The sequence below is a fragment of the Kitasatospora sp. NPDC048296 genome, assembly GCF_043201815.1.
Taxonomy (GTDB): Bacteria; Actinomycetota; Actinomycetes; order Streptomycetales; family Streptomycetaceae; genus Kitasatospora.
In genome coordinates, this window is the sequence record NZ_JBICZB010000119.1 from 1 (window position 1) to 14,843 (window position 14,843).

General features: G+C 73.1%; 15 protein-coding genes. 11 read left to right on the forward strand and 4 right to left on the reverse strand.

All coding sequences use genetic code 11. The annotated features are described in order from the left end of the window. Positions 1-166 precede the first annotated feature (166 nt). On the reverse strand, positions 167-1,888 hold the full coding sequence (locus tag ACGF12_RS36560) for an FAD-dependent oxidoreductase (protein WP_393040300.1): 1,722 nt from the start codon (positions 1,886-1,888) through the stop codon (positions 167-169). Positions 1,889-2,097: 209 nt separating this feature from the next. Here ACGF12_RS36560 and ACGF12_RS36565 point away from each other — a divergent pair, with 209 nt between their 5' ends. The 9 genes from ACGF12_RS36565 to ACGF12_RS36605 all read left to right on the forward strand — a co-directional run bounded on the left by ACGF12_RS36565 (position 2,098) and on the right by ACGF12_RS36605 (position 8,982). Continuing rightward, complete coding sequence (locus tag ACGF12_RS36565) at positions 2,098-3,264, forward strand: SchA/CurD-like domain-containing protein (RefSeq protein WP_393040303.1); 1,167 nt, start codon at positions 2,098-2,100, stop codon at positions 3,262-3,264. A gap of 17 nt (positions 3,265-3,281) precedes the next feature. After that, positions 3,282-3,707, forward strand: a complete 426-nt coding sequence (locus tag ACGF12_RS36570; protein ID WP_393040306.1) for a cupin domain-containing protein — start codon at positions 3,282-3,284, stop codon at positions 3,705-3,707. Beyond that, positions 3,704-4,960 carry a beta-ketoacyl-[acyl-carrier-protein] synthase family protein gene (locus tag ACGF12_RS36575; protein WP_393040309.1) on the forward strand — a complete coding sequence of 419 codons (1,257 nt, stop codon included), beginning with the start codon at positions 3,704-3,706 and terminating at the stop codon, positions 4,958-4,960. The genes ACGF12_RS36570 and ACGF12_RS36575 overlap by 4 nt, the downstream gene beginning before the upstream one ends. A gap of 5 nt (positions 4,961-4,965) precedes the next feature. Continuing rightward, the gene (locus tag ACGF12_RS36580) at positions 4,966-6,207 is read left to right on the forward strand and encodes a ketosynthase chain-length factor (RefSeq protein WP_393040312.1); all 1,242 of its coding nucleotides are present in this window, start codon (positions 4,966-4,968) and stop codon (positions 6,205-6,207) included. A gap of 83 nt (positions 6,208-6,290) precedes the next feature. Then, positions 6,291-6,551: an acyl carrier protein gene (locus ACGF12_RS36585; RefSeq protein ID WP_393040315.1), complete on the forward strand. Its 261-nt coding sequence runs from the start codon at positions 6,291-6,293 to the stop codon at positions 6,549-6,551. Position 6,552: 1 nt separating this feature from the next. Beyond that, positions 6,553-7,008 carry an SRPBCC family protein gene (locus tag ACGF12_RS36590; protein ID WP_393040318.1) on the forward strand — a complete coding sequence of 152 codons (456 nt, stop codon included), beginning with the start codon at positions 6,553-6,555 and terminating at the stop codon, positions 7,006-7,008. Beyond that, on the forward strand, positions 7,005-7,334 hold the full coding sequence (locus ACGF12_RS36595; RefSeq protein WP_387627606.1) for a TcmI family type II polyketide cyclase: 330 nt from the start codon (positions 7,005-7,007) through the stop codon (positions 7,332-7,334). Before ACGF12_RS36590 ends, ACGF12_RS36595 begins: the two co-directional genes overlap by 4 nt. Before the next feature lie 290 nt (positions 7,335-7,624). Further along, positions 7,625-8,149 carry a hypothetical protein gene (locus ACGF12_RS36600; protein ID WP_393040321.1) on the forward strand — a complete coding sequence of 175 codons (525 nt, stop codon included), beginning with the start codon at positions 7,625-7,627 and terminating at the stop codon, positions 8,147-8,149. Between the two features lie 125 nt (positions 8,150-8,274). Then, the gene (locus tag ACGF12_RS36605; RefSeq protein WP_393040324.1) at positions 8,275-8,982 is read left to right on the forward strand and encodes a class F sortase; all 708 of its coding nucleotides are present in this window, start codon (positions 8,275-8,277) and stop codon (positions 8,980-8,982) included. Positions 8,983-9,089: 107 nt separating this feature from the next. On the opposite strand, the gene ACGF12_RS36610 is transcribed toward ACGF12_RS36605, so the two are convergent. Both ACGF12_RS36610 and ACGF12_RS36615 read right to left on the reverse strand, forming a co-directional pair. After that, complete coding sequence (locus tag ACGF12_RS36610; RefSeq protein WP_393040327.1) at positions 9,090-10,124, reverse strand: methyltransferase; 1,035 nt, start codon at positions 10,122-10,124, stop codon at positions 9,090-9,092. Positions 10,125-10,181: 57 nt separating this feature from the next. Continuing rightward, positions 10,182-11,261: a nitrous oxide reductase family maturation protein NosD gene (locus ACGF12_RS36615; protein ID WP_393040330.1), complete on the reverse strand. Its 1,080-nt coding sequence runs from the start codon at positions 11,259-11,261 to the stop codon at positions 10,182-10,184. 297 nt (positions 11,262-11,558) lie between these two features. On the opposite strand from ACGF12_RS36615, the gene ACGF12_RS36620 reads away from it, so the two are divergent. Beyond that, positions 11,559-12,500 carry a deoxyribonuclease IV gene (locus ACGF12_RS36620; protein WP_393040333.1) on the forward strand — a complete coding sequence of 314 codons (942 nt, stop codon included), beginning with the start codon at positions 11,559-11,561 and terminating at the stop codon, positions 12,498-12,500. 112 nt (positions 12,501-12,612) lie between these two features. Here ACGF12_RS36620 and ACGF12_RS36625 read toward each other — a convergent pair whose 3' ends face one another. Further along, entirely contained in the window at positions 12,613-12,840 is a 228-nt protein-coding gene (locus tag ACGF12_RS36625; protein ID WP_393040336.1) for a hypothetical protein, read from the reverse strand. A gap of 399 nt (positions 12,841-13,239) precedes the next feature. Here ACGF12_RS36625 and ACGF12_RS36630 point away from each other — a divergent pair, with 399 nt between their 5' ends. Continuing rightward, entirely contained in the window at positions 13,240-14,643 is a 1,404-nt protein-coding gene (locus ACGF12_RS36630; RefSeq protein ID WP_393040339.1) for an amino acid permease, read from the forward strand. The last annotated feature ends 200 nt before the right edge of the window (positions 14,644-14,843 follow it).

Sequence of the window (14,843 nt, forward strand, 5' to 3'; positions counted from 1 at the left end):
CCGCCCGCGTGGTTTTTGGGGGGGGTTGGGCGCCTGGTTGGTGGGGGGGCGGGGGGGGGCCACCCTACCCCCCCCCCCCCCCGCCGGGCCCCGGCGGGCCCCCCCCCCCCCCCCCGCCCCCGTCCGCATGCCCAGGGGCTGTCCCCCGGTTCCGTGGGATCAGGGCCTAGAGGCTCAGCACCGCCCGCAGCGCCGCCGCGACCTCGGCCTCCGGGTCGTCGACCGGGCCGGGCGAGCGCCAGGCGACGAAGCCGTCCGGGCGCACCAGCAGTGCGCCGTCCGGGCCGATGCCGTGCAGGGCGGCGAAGTCCGCGCCCTGCTCCGGGGCCAGGTCGTCCTCGGCACCGTCGCCGATCCGGTAGCCGTCCAGCGGGACGGCCAGCCCGTCGGCCGCCCGCCGGGCGCCCTGCTGCCAGGCCGCGCCCCCGGGGCCGGTGAGCAGCACCATCGCCTGCTCGTACAGGTCCAGCGTGGACAGCCGCACGCCCGCGCGCAGCAGCCACTGGTGCGGGGCACGGCTGCCCGGCTCGCCGGCCGACTCGAACTGCTCCGGGACGACCGCGCCGGACGGGTCGGTGCCGAGCACCGCGCCCCGCGGGTAGCGGTAGCCGAGCGCCACCGCCAGCACCCCGGCCTGGCGGCCGGCGCCCGGGACCACCGCGTAGCCGGGGTGGCTGTGCTCGGCGGAACGGGCCGAGGCGCGCTCGCTGGTCACCCGGGCGACCGGGAGGCGCTCCTGCCCGTACGTCTCCAACAGGCCGGGCCCGGCCCAGCCGCACAGGACGGCGGCGAGCTTCCAGGCCAGGTTGTGGGCGTCCTGGATGCCGGTGTTGGAGCCGAAGGCACCGGTCGGGGACATCTCGTGGGCCGAGTCCCCGGCGAGGAAGACCCGCCCGGCGCCGTACCGCTCGGCCACCCGTTCGGCGGCGTGCCAGGGCGCCTTGCCGGTCACCTCGACGTCCAGTTCCGGCAGGCCGACGGCGGTGCGGATGTGCCGCTCGCAGCGCTCGTCGGTGAAGGCCTCCAGCGGCTCGCCGTGCTCCGGGTGCCAGGGCGCGTGGAAGACCCACTCCGTCCGGTTGTCCACCGGCAGCAGCGCGCCGTCCGCCTCCGGGTTGGTCAGGTAGCAGGCGATGAAGTGCCGGTCGCCGACCACCTCGGCCAGCCGCTTGGCGCGGAAGGTGATGCTGACGTTGTGGAACAGCTCGCCCTTGCCGGTCCGGCCGATGCCCAGGCTCTCGCGGACCGGGCTGCGCGGGCCGTCCGCCGCGATCAGGTACTCCGAGCGCACCACCCGCTCGTCGCCGGTCTCCCGGCTGCGCAGCACCGAGGTCACGCCGCCCGCGTCCTGCTCGAAGGAGACCAGCTCGGTGCTGAACCGCACGTCGCCGCCCAGCTCGCGGGCCGCCCGCAACAGCACCGGCTCCAGGTCGTTCTGGCTGCACAGGCACCACGAGCTGGGACTGAACCGGGCCAGCCGCCCGCCCGGGTCGATCTCCCGGAACAGCCACTCCTGCTCCGCGCCGGTCAGTGAGGGCGCCTGGAGGATGCCGTGGTTGGGAGCCAGTACCGAGGCCGCCTCGCGGATCGCCGACTCGATCCCGGCCCCCCGGTACAGCTCCATCGTGCGGACGTTGTTGCCTCGCCCGCGCGGGTGATGCGAGGTGTCGGCGTGCTTCTCGACCAGCAGGTGCCTGACACCCAACCGGCCGAGGAACAGCGAGGCCGACAGCCCGACCAGGGACCCGCCCACGATCAGGACCGGCACCCGGTCGTCAACCTTCGGATTCATCGATTGCTCCACCCTGTCAGGGGATTCCGCGGCCCGGCTACTGGGCTCGGCGCCGCCCTCGACGGGCCCGCTCAACCGGGGGCCCCGCTCTTCCATCCCCCGCCGGAGGGGGACTGTGCCACCCCTTCGCCCGGATGGCCCGCAAATCTCGCGCCGCACCCGGTCGGCCGCTCACGATCGACCTCAGGCCTGGCGCCGACTGCCCCGGGCCGACCGCCACCGCACCTTCCTCGCCCAGGCCGGGAGCACCCGCCGGACGCGGCCGACACGGCCCGCAGCGTGCGGCCCAGAGCAGAAAGTGGATCATGACAACTCTGTCCGAACCGCAGCCGAAGCAGCACGAAGAGTCCGACACCCGGTTGAGGGTGGTGCTGATGCTGGAGCTCCAGGACGGCGCCCAGCAGCGATTCCTCGACGTCTACGAACAGCTACGCCACCAGGTGGCGGCGGTGCCCGGCCATGTCAGCGACCAGCTGTGCCAGTCGATCAACGACCCCCGCCAGTGGCTGATCACCAGCGAGTGGAGGGACCAGGAGACCTTCCTGGAGTGGGTGGAGAGCCCGGCCCACCGGGAGATGGTCAAGCCGATGCACGGCTGCGTCAGCGACAACTTCCGCTCGCTGCGCTACACCGTCCTGCGGGAGACCTCGGCGGCCGGCTCCACCGGCACCCGGGCCCCGATGGAGGTCCCGCCCGGGCTGCCGCGCAGCGAGCCCGCCGGGCACGTCGGCCCGCCGCAGGCCGACCCGGGCCCGGACGGCGTGATCCGCCATGCGCTGACCTTCACCGTCAAGCCCGGCAGCGAGGCCGAGGTGGCCCGCATCCTGGCCGGCTACGCCTCGCCCAAGGCCGAGGTGGACGCGCACACCCGGCTGCGCCGCACCTCGCTGTTCATGCACGGGAACCGGGTGGTCCGGGCGGTCGAGGTGGTCGGCAACCTGGGCGACGCGCTGCGCCACGTGGCGATGCAGCCCGAGGTGCGGGCGGTCGAGGCGGAGCTCAACCCGCACCTGGAGGAGGCCCGCCAGCTGGGCGACCCGATGGCCGCCCGCGCCTTCTTCGCCAAGGCGTCGCTGCCCGCCAGGCACCAGGCGATCGCCAGCTCCCCCGCCTCCGGTCGGCTGCACCGGCACGCCGTGCTGTACCCGGTCCGCCCGGGCCAGGGCCGGGCCGTCGCCGAGCTGCTCTTCGACCACGACAACCTCGCCACCGCCGACCCGACTGGCCCGGTCGCGGCGGCCATCGTGTTCCAGCGCGAGGACACCGTGGTGCGACTGGTCGACCTGCGGGTGCCGGCCGAGGCCGAGCCGGCGGCCGCGCTGGGTGTGGCGGGCGATCAGGAGGCCGCCGAGCTGGCCGGGCTGCTGGACCTCGGCCTGACAGGCGACCTGCGCACCGTCGCGGGACTGAGCGCGTTCCTCGCCGCCCGCACCATGAGCCCGGTCACCGACCGCAGTTCACAGAGCGACTGACCCGGAGGAGTTCCATCATGACCACGCAGTACCCGCGGATCATCAACGTCGACGAGGCTCCGGAGAACCGCCGCCACGGCGCCGAGCTGCGCACCATGCTCACCCCTCCCAGCTGCGGGGCGACCAGCGGCTTCATGGGCCTGGCCATCCTCAAGCCCGGGGAGCGGATCAACGAGCACTACCACCCGTACTCCGAGGAGTTCGTGTTCGTCGTCTCCGGCGACCTGGAGGTGGACCTGGACGGGGAGACCCGGTCGCTCAAGCCCGACCAGGGCCTGATGATCCCGATCAACATGCGCCACCGCTTCCGCAACGTCGGCGACACCGAGGCCCGGATGGTCTTCCACTGCGGCCCGCTCGCCCCGCGCCCCGACCTCGGCCACGTGAGCACCGAGGAGACCGCCGCCTCCGGCCCGCCGGAACACGCCAAGGTGGCCTCGTGACCCGGCGGGTCGCCGTCACGGGAATAGGTGTGGTCGCGCCCGGAGGGATCGGGATCCCCGCCTTCTGGGACCTCCTGACGGCCGGCCGTACCGCCACCCGAGGCATCACCCTGTTCGACCCCACCGGATTCCGGTCCCGGATCGCGGCCGAGTGCGACTTCGACCCGGCGGCCCACGGGCTGACCCCCGAGCAGGTCCGACGGGACGACCGCTACGTGCAGTTCGCGATGGTCGCGGCCGACGAGGCGATCGCCGACGCCGGGCTGGACCTGGCCGCCGAGAACCCGTGGCGGATCGCCGTCTCGCTCGGCACCGCCGTCGGCGGCACCACCCGGCTGGAGCACGACTACGCCATGGTCAGCGCCGGCGGCGCGCGTTGGGACGTGGACCACCGGCGGGCCGAGCCGCAGCTGCACCGGGCCTTCGCGCCCAGCACGCTGGCCTCCACGGTCGCCGAGCGGGTCGGCGCGCACGGCCCGGTGCAGACCGTCTCCACCGGCTGCACCTCCGGCCTGGACGCGATCGGCTACGGCTTCCAGGCGGTCGAGGAGGGGCGCGCCGACATCTGCGTGGCCGGTGCCTCCGACTCCCCGATCTCGCCGATCACCGTCGCCTGCTTCGACGCCATCAAGGCCACCAGCGAGCGCAACGACGACCCGGAGCACGCCTCCCGCCCCTTCGACGCCCACCGGGACGGCTTCGTCCTCGGCGAGGGCGGCGCCGTCCTGGTGCTGGAGGAGCTGGAGCACGCCCGCCGCCGCGGCGCGCGGATCTACGGCGAGGTCGGCGGCTTCGCCACCTTCGGCAACGCGTACCACATGACCGGCCTCACCAAGGAGGGGCTGGAGATGTCCCGGGCGATCGACCACGCGCTCGACCACGCCCGGGTCAACCGCACCGACGTCGACTACGTCAACGCGCACGGCTCGGGCACCAAGCAGAACGACCGGCATGAGACCGCCGCGGTCAAGCGCTCGCTCGGCAGCCACGCCCTCGGGACACCGATGAGCTCGATCAAGTCGATGGTCGGGCACTCGCTCGGCGCGATCGGCGCCATCGAGGTGGTCGCCTGCACCCTGGCGCTCTCCCACGGCGTGGTGCCGCCGACCGCCAACTACGAGACTCCGGACCCGGAGTGCGACCTCGACTACGTGCCGCGCACCGCGCGCGAGCTGCCACTGAGCCACATCCTCTCGGTCGGCAGCGGATTCGGCGGATTCCAGTCCGCCGTCGTGCTCAACAGAACGGGGTGAATTCCATGACGTCACGTCAGCAGGGCCGCCGGGCCGTGGTCACCGGCCTCGGTGTGGTGGCACCGAACGGTGTCGGGGCCGACGCCTTCTGGAAGGCCACCAGGCAGGGCGTGAGCGTCCTCGACCGGATATCCCGCGAGGGCTGCACCGAGATACCGCTCAAAGTCGCGGGTGAGGTACGGCAGTTCGACCCCCGGTCGGTGATCGACAGTCGCTTCCTCGTGCAGACCGACCGGTTCACGCACTACGCGATGGCCGCCGCCGACCTGGCGGTGGCGGACGCCGGATTCCGGCCCGACCCCGAACAGCCCTTCGCGGTCGGCGTGGTGACCGCGGCCGGCTCCGGCGGCGGCGAGTTCGGCCAGCGCGAGCTCCAGCAACTCTGGGGCCAGGGGCCGAAGTTCGTCGGCCCGTACCAGTCCATCGCCTGGTTCTACGCGGCCAGCACCGGCCAGATCTCGATCCGCGGCGGCTACAAGGGCCCGTGCGGGGTGGTCGCCAGCGACGAGGCCGGCGGCCTGGACGCCCTCGCGCACGCCGCCCGCTCCATCGAGCGCGGTACCGACGCGGTGGTGGTCGGCGCCGCCGAGGCCCCGCTGGCGCCGTACTCGATGGTCTGCCAGCTCGGCTACCCCGAACTGAGCCTGTCCGACCAGCCCGACGCGGCCTACCTGCCGTTCACCGCGCAGGCCTGCGGCTTCGCCCCCGCCGAGGGCGGCGCGATGCTGCTGCTGGAGGACGAGCAGTCGGCCCGGCGGCGCGGCGCCACCATCCGGGCGTACCTGGCCGGGCACGGCGCCACCTTCACCGGGGCCTCCCGCTGGGAGGAGTCCCGGAACGGGCTGGCCGCCGCGATCCGGATCGCGCTGGACGAGGCCCGGGCGGCGCCCGAGGAGATCGACGTGGTCTTCGCGGACGCCCTCGGCATCCCCGCCGCCGACCGGGCCGAGGTCCTCGCGCTGGCCGACGCGCTCGGCCCGGACGCCGAGCGCGTCCCGGTCACCGCGCCCAAGTCCGGCACGGGGCGGGCCTACTGCGGCGCCCCGATGCTGGACGTGGCCGCCGCCGTACTGGCCATGGAGGACGGCGTGCTGCCGCCCACCCCCAACGTCACCGAGGTCTGCCACGACCTCGCCCTGGTGACCGACCACGCCCGCCCGGCCGAGCTGCGCACCGCGCTGGTGCTCAGCCGCGGGCTGATGGGCTCCAACTCCGCACTGGTGATCCGGCGCGGGGAGCTGCCCTGAACCTCGGCCCCGAACCTCGGGTCCGAACCGGGTCTGGCCTCCCGGTCCTGAACCACCCCGTTACTCCTCCGAAGGGAAACCACGTGAGCAACAACCTCAGCTATCCCGAGCTGGCCGCCCTGCTCCAGGCCCGGGCCGGCGTCACCGTCGACCCCGGCGACCTGGAGCAGCCGGGCGCGCAGTTCGAGGAGTTCGGCGTCGACTCGCTCGGACTGCTCGGCGTCGTCGGCGAGCTGGAGAACCTGCACGGCCTCAAGGTCACCTCCGGCGCCGAGTCCGCCAAGACCCCGGCCGAGTTCATGGACCTGGTCAACACTTCCCTCGTCACGAAGGCTGGTGCCTGAGATGCCCGGACACACCGACAACGAGATCGTCATCAACGCCCCGCTCGACCTGGTCTGGGAGATGACCAACGACCTGGAGAACTGGCCACAGCTGTTCACCGAGTACGCCTCGGTGGAGGTGCTGGAGCGTGACGGCGACCGGGTGCGGTTCCGGCTCACCATGCACCCGGACGAGAACGGCATGGTGTGGAGCTGGGTCTCCGAACGCACCACCGACAAGTCCTCGCTCGCGGTCAACGCCCGCCGGGTCGAGCCCGGCCCGTTCGAGTTCATGGAGATCCGCTGGGAGTACGCGGAGGTCCCGGCCGGCACCAGGATGCGCTGGATCCAGGACTTCGCGATGAAGCCCACCGCCCCGGTCGACGACAAGGGCATGGTCAACCACATCAACAAGAACTCCCGGATCCAGATGCAGCTGATCCGCGAGAAGGTCGAGAAGCGGGCGGCCGAGCAATGACCGGAACCCACCGCGCCCTGATCGTCGCCCGGATGAAGCCCGAGGCGGCCCCGGACATCGCCGAGGTGTTCGCCGACTCCGACCGCGGCGAACTGCCGCACCTGATCGGCGTCACCGGCCGCAGCCTCTTCCAGTTCGGCGACGTCTACCTGCACCTGATCGAGGCCGACCGCCCGCCGGGCCCGGCCGTCGCCAAGGTCATCGGCCACCCGGAGTTCCGGGCCGTCAGCGACCGCCTGACCGCCTTCGTCCAGGCCTACGACCCGGCCACCTGGCGCGAGCCGAAGGACGCGATGGCGCGCGAGTTCTACCGCTGGGAGCGCTGACCTCCCGCTCCCCGCTGCTCTCACTGTGGGCCCGCCCCCGGCCGTGCGCCGAGGGCGGGCCCAGGCGGTACCACCCCGCACCCGCACGGATTCACCCGAATCGCCGAGGCACCCGGGTGAACTTTCCCGGGACTCCACCCGAAGGGCGCACAGTCAGTACCGACGCCGCCACGCTCCGGTGGCAGGCGGCCTCTCGGTGGTTGACGGTGGATCAGGCGCCATTGCCCGCGAGCCCTCTTGCCCGGCACCCCGTCGGCGGTCGCGGCCCCCGCGCCGGAAGGATCAACCTCATGCGTTCTGCACGCACGCTCCTCGCCGGGGCGGCCGTAGCGGCCGTCCTCACCGCCGGCGCCCCCATGGCCTTCGCCGACGGCTCCTCCGACCTGGGCAAGAACCTCACCTGGCAGGAGAAGTCCGACCGGGGATCCGAAGGCCGAGGCAATGAAGGCCGCGGTAACGAAGGCCAAGGCAATGAAGGCCGCGGCAATGAAGGCCGCGGTAACGAAGGCCGCGGTAACGAAGGCCAAGGCAATGAAGGCCGCGGTAACGAAGGCCACGGTAACGAAGGCCACGGTAACGAAGGCCGCGGTAACGAAGGCCGCGGTAACGAAGGCCGGGGTAACGAAGGCCGGGGTAACGAAGGCCGGGGTGAGGACCACAAGTCCCCGCACGGCGGCGTGCACACCGGCGGTGGCGGTATGGCGATGTCCGGCGGCGGCCTGGCCTCCGGCGCGGTGCTGCTGCTCGGCGGCCTCGGGGCCGGCGCCTACGCGCTGCGCCGCGGCCGCCGCACGTCCGGCGCCGCCGCCGTCTGAGCCTGCCACCGCCGCCTCTGGGCGCCTCCCCCGGCCGGGGCGGGGCGCACGGGGGCGGCGGGTCATTGCGGAACAGGCCCAGACGGTTCCGGTGGTTCCAGCGGAACTTCGAGCGGAGGACAGGAATGACGGGCGGTCCCGGCTCCGGAATGCCCCGGCTGCTACGCACGGCGATGGGAGCGGCAGCGGTCGGCCTGCTGCTGATCTACAACTCGGTGGCCCCCCGGCCGAGCGGCGACTCGGCCGCCGGCCAGGCCGCCCGGCCGGCGGCCGCCGCACCCGCCGCACCCGCCGCCCCGGCGCCGTCGGCGTCCGCCACCACGGCCTCGAAGGGCGCCCCGGCGGCCGCCCCGGCCGCGGCGGCGCTGAAGCCGTCCAAGCCGACCCGGCTGCGGATCCCGCAGATCGCGGTGAACGCGCCGTTCACCGAACTCACCCTCAACCCGGCCGGCCAGCTCAACGCCCCGCCGCCGGACGACAAGAACCTGGTCGGCTGGTACCGGGACGGGGTCACCCCTGGCGAGCGCGGCAGCGCGGTCGTCGCCGGCCACGTCGACACCACCAAGGGCCCGGCGGTGTTCCTGCTCCTGAACCTGTTGCGGCCGGGCAACAAGGTCGAGGTGAGCCGGGCGGACGGCACGGTCGCGGTGTTCTCCGTCGACTCGGTGGAGACCTTCGCCAAGAACGCCTTCCCGGACCAGAAGGTGTACGGGAAGACCCCGGACGCCCAACTGCGGCTGATCACCTGCGGCGGCGCCTACGACAAGAAACGGAAGGACTACCTGAACAACGTGGTGGTCTTCGCCCACCTGGAGTCCTCGCACAAGGCCTGAGCGCACAGGGCCTGAGCACACAGGGCCCGAGCGCGCGGGCCCACCGGCAGGACCGACGGCCGCTGCTCCCCGGAGAGTCGGGGAGCAGCGGCCGTCGCGGTTTCGGGTCAGCCGCGGACGACGGACTCGAAGGCGTGCAGGTAGGGGTTGACCGGGCGGACAGCTGTGACGTCCAGGCCGGCCTCCGCCATCAGGCCGACCATGCTCTCCTCGGAGTGCTTGGCGCCGCCGACGTTGAGCATCAGCATCAGGTCCATCGCGGTGGTGAAGCGCATCGACGGGCTGTTGTCGACCAGGTTCTCCACCACGACGACCCGGGCGCCGGGGCGGGCCACGGCGACGACGTTGGCGAGGGTGCGGCGGGTGCTCTCGTCGTCCCACTCCAGGATGTTCTTGATGATGTAGAGGTCGGCGCGGACCGGGATCTCCACCCGGCAGTCGCCCGGCACCAGGCTGGCGCGGGTGGAGAAGGCCCCGCCGTCCCGCAGTCGGGGGTCGGCGCCGGCCACCACCTTGGGCAGGTCGAGCAGGGTGCCGTGCAGGGCCGGGTGCTTCTCCAGCAGGCTGACCAGCACGTGGCCCTGGCCGCCGCCGATGTCCGCGACCGAGTCGATACCGGTGAGGTCCAGGTAGTCGGCGAAGTCCTGGGCGGACTGCCGGCTGGAGGTGGTCATCGCCTTGTCGAAGACCTTGGCCGAGTCGCCCGCGTCGCTGTGCAGGTAGTCGAAGAACTCCTTGCCGAACAGGTCGGGGAAGACGTTGCGCCCGGAGCGGACCGCCTCGTCCAGCTTCGGCCAGGCCTCCCAGGTCCACGGCTCGGTGCACCAGAGGGAGATGTAGCGCAGCGAGTTGGGGGCGTCCTCGCGCAGCAGGCGGGACATCTCGGTGTGCTCGAAGCGGTCCTCGGAGGTCTCGGCGAAGATCCCGTAGCAGGTGAGCGCGCGCAGCAGGCGGCGCAGCTGGCGGGGTTCGGTGTCGAGCCTGTCCGCGAGTTCGGTGACGCCGGCCGGGGTGTCGCCGAGCGCGTCGGCGAGGCCGAGCCGGGCGGCCGCGCGGACGGCGGCGGCGCAGGCGGCGCCGAAGACGAGCTCGCGCAGGCGCATCGCGGCCTGTGGGGTGGCGTTGGTGGGTGCGGTGGTCATGGGCGGTCCCTGTGGGTGTGTGGGGCTCGGGTCGGCGGGCGCTCGGGTGTGCGGGGCTCAGCAGCGGCCGGACGGCTGGGAGAGCGAGCAGGTGTTGCGGCTGTAGGAGTTGTCGGTGCCGGTGTCGCGGTCGGCGAGGTCGACCGGGCCGTTGCCGCTCAGGTGGTTGTCGGCGATGGTCGCCCGGGTGTTGGGGATGCCGACGACGCTCTTGAACAGGACGATGCCGCCGGAGAAGTCCGAGGTGCCGACGTTGTCGTGGACCTCGTTGTCGGTCACCCGGGTGTCCTCGGTGCCGGTGAGCACGATGCCGGCGCCCTGGACGACACCCAGCCGCGGGTTGGCCGGGCAGAACTTGTTGTTGGCGACCACCCGGTTGTGCCGGACATCCAGGTCTCCGGCGCGGGGCACGCCCTCGTCGCCGACCACGAAGACGCCGGCGCAGTTGCCGCTGATCTCGTTGCCCTCGACGGTCAGCACGCGCAGCCGGCGGACGGTGACGCCGACCCGGTTCCCGGTGAGCTCGTTGCCCTGGACGACGGTGCCCCCGGTGTCGGGCGCGCCGCCCTCGCGGTAGGCGTAGTTGGCGAGGAAGACGCCGGACTGGCCGTTGTCGATCGAGCGGTTGCCGATGATGGTGGCCTTGGTGGAGATCTCCTGGCTGATGCCCTGCTGGGCGTTGTCGTGGACGTAGGTGGCGCGGACGGTCAGGCCGGTGGTGCCACTGGCGTCGATGCCGTTCTTGCGGAAGCCGGTGACGGCGAGGGACTCGATGGTGACGCCGGACAGCGGGGCCTGCTCGGTGCCGACCACGCAGACGCCGTGCCCGGCGGTGGCGCAGGCGTTCTCCGTACCGTCCCCGGGGGTGATCACGCTGAGGGGGCCGGCTCCGCGCAGGGTCAGGCCGGGGGTGGCGATGCGGACGCTGCCGCGGTAGGTGCCCGGGAGCAGCTGGACGGTGTCGCCGGGCTTCGCGGCGTCGACGGCCCGCTGAATCGATTCGCCCGGCTGGACGAGGTGCAGGGCGCCGTCGGCGGCGTGGGCCGCCGGGGCGGCGGCCAGGGTGGCGAGGACGGTGGTCAGGGCGGTGGCGGCGGCGGTGGCCGCGGCGAGGTGGTGGACCCGACGCGTGGGCATGAGTGGTGACCTGTCTTTCGGCGCGCGTGGTGGGGGCGGGGTGCGGGTGCGGGTGCTCGCGGGACCTCGGGGAGCTGGTCCGACGTGGTGCGTCTGACGCGGTGTGTGCGGGTGGTGACGTTCGGTGGGTACGGCCGAATCGACGGTACGGGCGCCCGGGTGAGCCCGCCACCAGGGCTGGGCTGCGGGACTGACGGGGCGTCGGCCACCGGTGGGACGCTCCGGCGTGGCGTGCATGACCGCCGGGAGGTCGGGCCGCGAACCGGCCCGGTCCGGGCCCGTGACATCCTCGGGGTCATGAGCACCGCGTCCGTACCGTCCGCCGCCACCGTCCGCAACCCGATCGGCGCCCACGTCCCGGTGGCCGCCCGCGGCCTGGCCGGAACGGGACTGGCGTACGCGCGGAAGGTCGGCGCGGAGACGGTGCAGGTGTTCGTGGCCAACCCGCGCGGCTGGGCCACTCCCCCGGGCACTCCGGCGCAGGACGAGGAGTTCCGCACCGCCTGTGCCGAGCAGGGCATCCCGGCGTGGGTGCACGCGCCGTACCTGATCAACTTCGGATCGGACAATCCGACCACCCGTGAGCGCTCGGCGGACTCGCTGCGGCACTCGCTGCGCCGCGGCCACGCGATCGGCGCGCTCGGCGTCGTCCTGCACACCGGCTCGGCGGTCGGTACGGCGCCCGGCGGCGGCTCCCGCCGGGCCGAGGCGATGGCCCAGGTCCGGGCGGACGTCCGGCCGCTGCTGGACGAACTGGACGCGCTCGGCGAGGACGCGCCCCGGCTGCTGCTGGAGCCCACCGCCGGTCAGGGCAGCTCGCTCTGCTCCCGGCTGGAGGAGCTGGCCGAGTACGTGGAGGCGCTGGACGGGCACCCCAAGGTGGGCGTCTGCCTGGACACCTGCCACGCCTTCGCCGCCGGGCACGACCTGGCCGTACCCGGCGGGGTGACGGCCGCGCTGGACGCGCTGGCCTCGGCCGCCGGTCCCGGCCGGCTGCGGCTGATCCACGCCAACGACTCGGAGGACGTGGTCGGCGCGCGCAAGGACCGGCACGCCAACATCGGTGCGGGGATGATCGGCGCGGAGCCGTTCCGGGAGCTGTTCGAGCACCCGGAGACGGCCGGGGTGCCGCTGCTGGTGGAGACCCCGGACCGCAAGCACGGCGGGGACGGCACCGGGCACGCGCTGGACATCGCGGTGCTGAAGGAACTGCGCGCACGGGCGGCGGTCCGGGCCTGAAGCCGCCGGTCGCCCTCTGACGCCGCCGGTCGGCCGGGGCGAGGGGAGGCTCGAACGACAGCCGTGAGCCCGGGGGCCGACGGGCGGCCTCCGGGCTCGGAGTTCAGCGGGATCAGCAGTCGCAGTCGCTCTCGCTGTCGCTGTGCTCGTGGAGGTTGAACCAGTGGGCGTGCGGGCCGAACAGGCCGACCCCCGCGGAGCCGGACTCCAGGCTCAGCGCGGACGACTCCTCCGACATCTGGTGGCCCCCCGCCATCGCCGAGGTCGGCGCGGCCGCGATGGCGGCACCCGTCACGACGGTGATCACGGCGAGCTTGCGGATCTTCCCACGAAGCGACATCTGATGTCCTTTTGGTTCGTCTGGTTCGTCTCTGTCCCTCAACCCGCCTCTCCGAACGGCCAGTTCGACCGCCAGGCGGACCGGGCCGCGCCCCACGGGGAGGCGCCGCGCCAACGTTGGCACACGAACCCGCACCAGCTGGCGCGCGCCGCAACCGCGCTGGGGCATCCGGGTGACACATCTCCCCCGCCCGGCCGAACCACCCCATTCCGGGTCGAACGGCCTCACGAGGGGCACCGGACGAGTGCCCGTCCGACCGGCGTACGGCCGTAAGTCTTGCGGTGATCCGGCGGGCTGGACGAACAAATCCCATCGATTTGGTGCAAGGTACCGCCCGGTCCGAGCATGAACGGTCGCTCCACCGAGCGCGAGCAGGACCACGAAAGGCGCACCACCCTCATGCAGACCAGCCCCGCCGAACCCCGGCAGGCGACCCGACCGAGCGACCCGCGAACCCCGGCCTCGGTCGATGCGAGACCCTCGAAGAACGGCCGCTTCGGGCTGCCGACCGCCACCGCCCTGGTGATGGGCAACATCATCGGCGGCGGCATCTTCATGATCCCGGCCGCCGTGGCGCCGTACGGGACGGTCAGCCTGCTCGCCTTCGTCGTCCTCACCGTGGGCGCGATCGCGCTGGCCCTGGTCTTCGGGCAGCTGGCCCGCCGCAACCCGCGCACCGGCGGGCCGTACGTCTACGCCCGCGAGGCCTTCGGGGACTTCGCCGGCTTCCTGTCGGCCTGGTCGTACTGGATCACCACCTGGGTCAGCAACGCCGCGCTCGCCGTCGCCGCCGTCGGCTACCTGGACGTGCTGCTGCCGGTCGGCCACAACACCGCGCTGGAGATCACCGCCGCGCTGGCCTTCCAGTGGCTGCCCGCGCTGGCCAACCTGGCCGGCACGAAGTACGTCGGGGCGGTCCAACTCGTTTCCACCGTCCTGAAGTTCATCCCGCTGGCACTGGTCGCGGTGGGCGGCCTGTTCTTCCTCGACCCGAAGAACCTCGGGCCCTTCGACGGCAACGGCCAGGGCTGGATGGGCGGCATGACCGCCGCCGCGGCGATCCTGCTGTTCAGCTACCTGGGCGTGGAGTCGGCCGCGATGAGCGCCGGTCAGGTCCGTGACCCGGAGCGCAACGTCGGCCGGGCCAGCGTGCTCGGCACCGCCGGCGCGGCCGTGGTCTACCTGCTGGGCACCGTCGCCGTGTTCGGCACCGTCGCCCACGAGCAGCTGATCCACTCCGCCGCGCCCTTCTCGGACGCCGTGAACGCCATGTTCGGCGGCTCCTGGGGCGGCACGGTGATCGCCGTCGCCGCGCTCGTCTCGATGACCGGCGCGCTCAACGGCTGGACCCTGCTGGCCGCCCAGGCGCCGTACGCGGCCGCCAAGGACGGCCTGTTCCCGGCCGCTTTCGGCAAGGAGAAGCGCGGCGTACCGACCTTCGGTGTGATCGTCAGTGTCGCCCTGGCCTCGGTGCTGACCGTCCTCAACTTCGCCAGCGGCGCCAAGGGCGCGTTCGACATGCTGGTCCTGGTCACCACCTTCACCGCCACCGTCCCGTACCTGCTCTCCACCGCCGCCCAGCTCTACTGGCTGGTCCGCGGCGCGACCGACAAGGTCGACACCCCCCACCTGGTCCGCGACGCCGTCCTCGGCCTCGGCGCCTTCGCCTTCTCGATCTGGCTGCTCGCCGGCGCCGGCTACGCCGCCGTCTACCAGGGCGTCCTCTTCCTCTTCGCCGGCATCCTGGTCTACGTCTGGCTCGCCGGCCGCCGCCGGGCCAGGCCGGAGGGCGACGCCCACTGACCCCTTGACGGCAGTGGCCCCGGCGTGCGGTGTACCGCGCGCCGGGGCCACTTCTCGTGTGCTGGGTCGAAAACGTCCGGGGGGTGCTAGCCGGCCGGCAGTTCGCGGAAGCGGTTGATGGCGGGCAGGTGCTTCTCGCGCAGTTCGTGGTCGCGGACGCCCAGGCCCTCTTCCGGGGCCAGGCAGAGCACGCCGACCTT

Coding starts and splice junctions, on each gene's coding strand:
- ACGF12_RS36560 (WP_393040300.1), bottom strand. CDS start 1,888: ATGGAAGAGCGGGGCCCCCGGTTGAGCGGGCCCGTCGAGGGCGGCGCC.
- ACGF12_RS36565 (WP_393040303.1), top strand. CDS start 2,098: ATGACAACTCTGTCCGAACCGCAGCCGAAGCAGCACGAAGAGTCCGAC.
- ACGF12_RS36570 (WP_393040306.1), top strand. CDS start 3,282: ATGACCACGCAGTACCCGCGGATCATCAACGTCGACGAGGCTCCGGAG.
- ACGF12_RS36580 (WP_393040312.1), top strand. CDS start 4,966: ATGACGTCACGTCAGCAGGGCCGCCGGGCCGTGGTCACCGGCCTCGGT.
- ACGF12_RS36590 (WP_393040318.1), top strand. CDS start 6,553: ATGCCCGGACACACCGACAACGAGATCGTCATCAACGCCCCGCTCGAC.
- ACGF12_RS36595 (WP_387627606.1), top strand. CDS start 7,005: ATGACCGGAACCCACCGCGCCCTGATCGTCGCCCGGATGAAGCCCGAG.
- ACGF12_RS36600 (WP_393040321.1), top strand. CDS start 7,625: ATGCGTTCTGCACGCACGCTCCTCGCCGGGGCGGCCGTAGCGGCCGTC.
- ACGF12_RS36605 (WP_393040324.1), top strand. CDS start 8,275: ATGACGGGCGGTCCCGGCTCCGGAATGCCCCGGCTGCTACGCACGGCG.
- ACGF12_RS36610 (WP_393040327.1), bottom strand. CDS start 10,124: ATGACCACCGCACCCACCAACGCCACCCCACAGGCCGCGATGCGCCTG.
- ACGF12_RS36615 (WP_393040330.1), bottom strand. CDS start 11,261: ATGCCCACGCGTCGGGTCCACCACCTCGCCGCGGCCACCGCCGCCGCC.
- ACGF12_RS36620 (WP_393040333.1), top strand. CDS start 11,559: ATGAGCACCGCGTCCGTACCGTCCGCCGCCACCGTCCGCAACCCGATC.
- ACGF12_RS36625 (WP_393040336.1), bottom strand. CDS start 12,840: ATGTCGCTTCGTGGGAAGATCCGCAAGCTCGCCGTGATCACCGTCGTG.
- ACGF12_RS36630 (WP_393040339.1), top strand. CDS start 13,240: ATGCAGACCAGCCCCGCCGAACCCCGGCAGGCGACCCGACCGAGCGAC.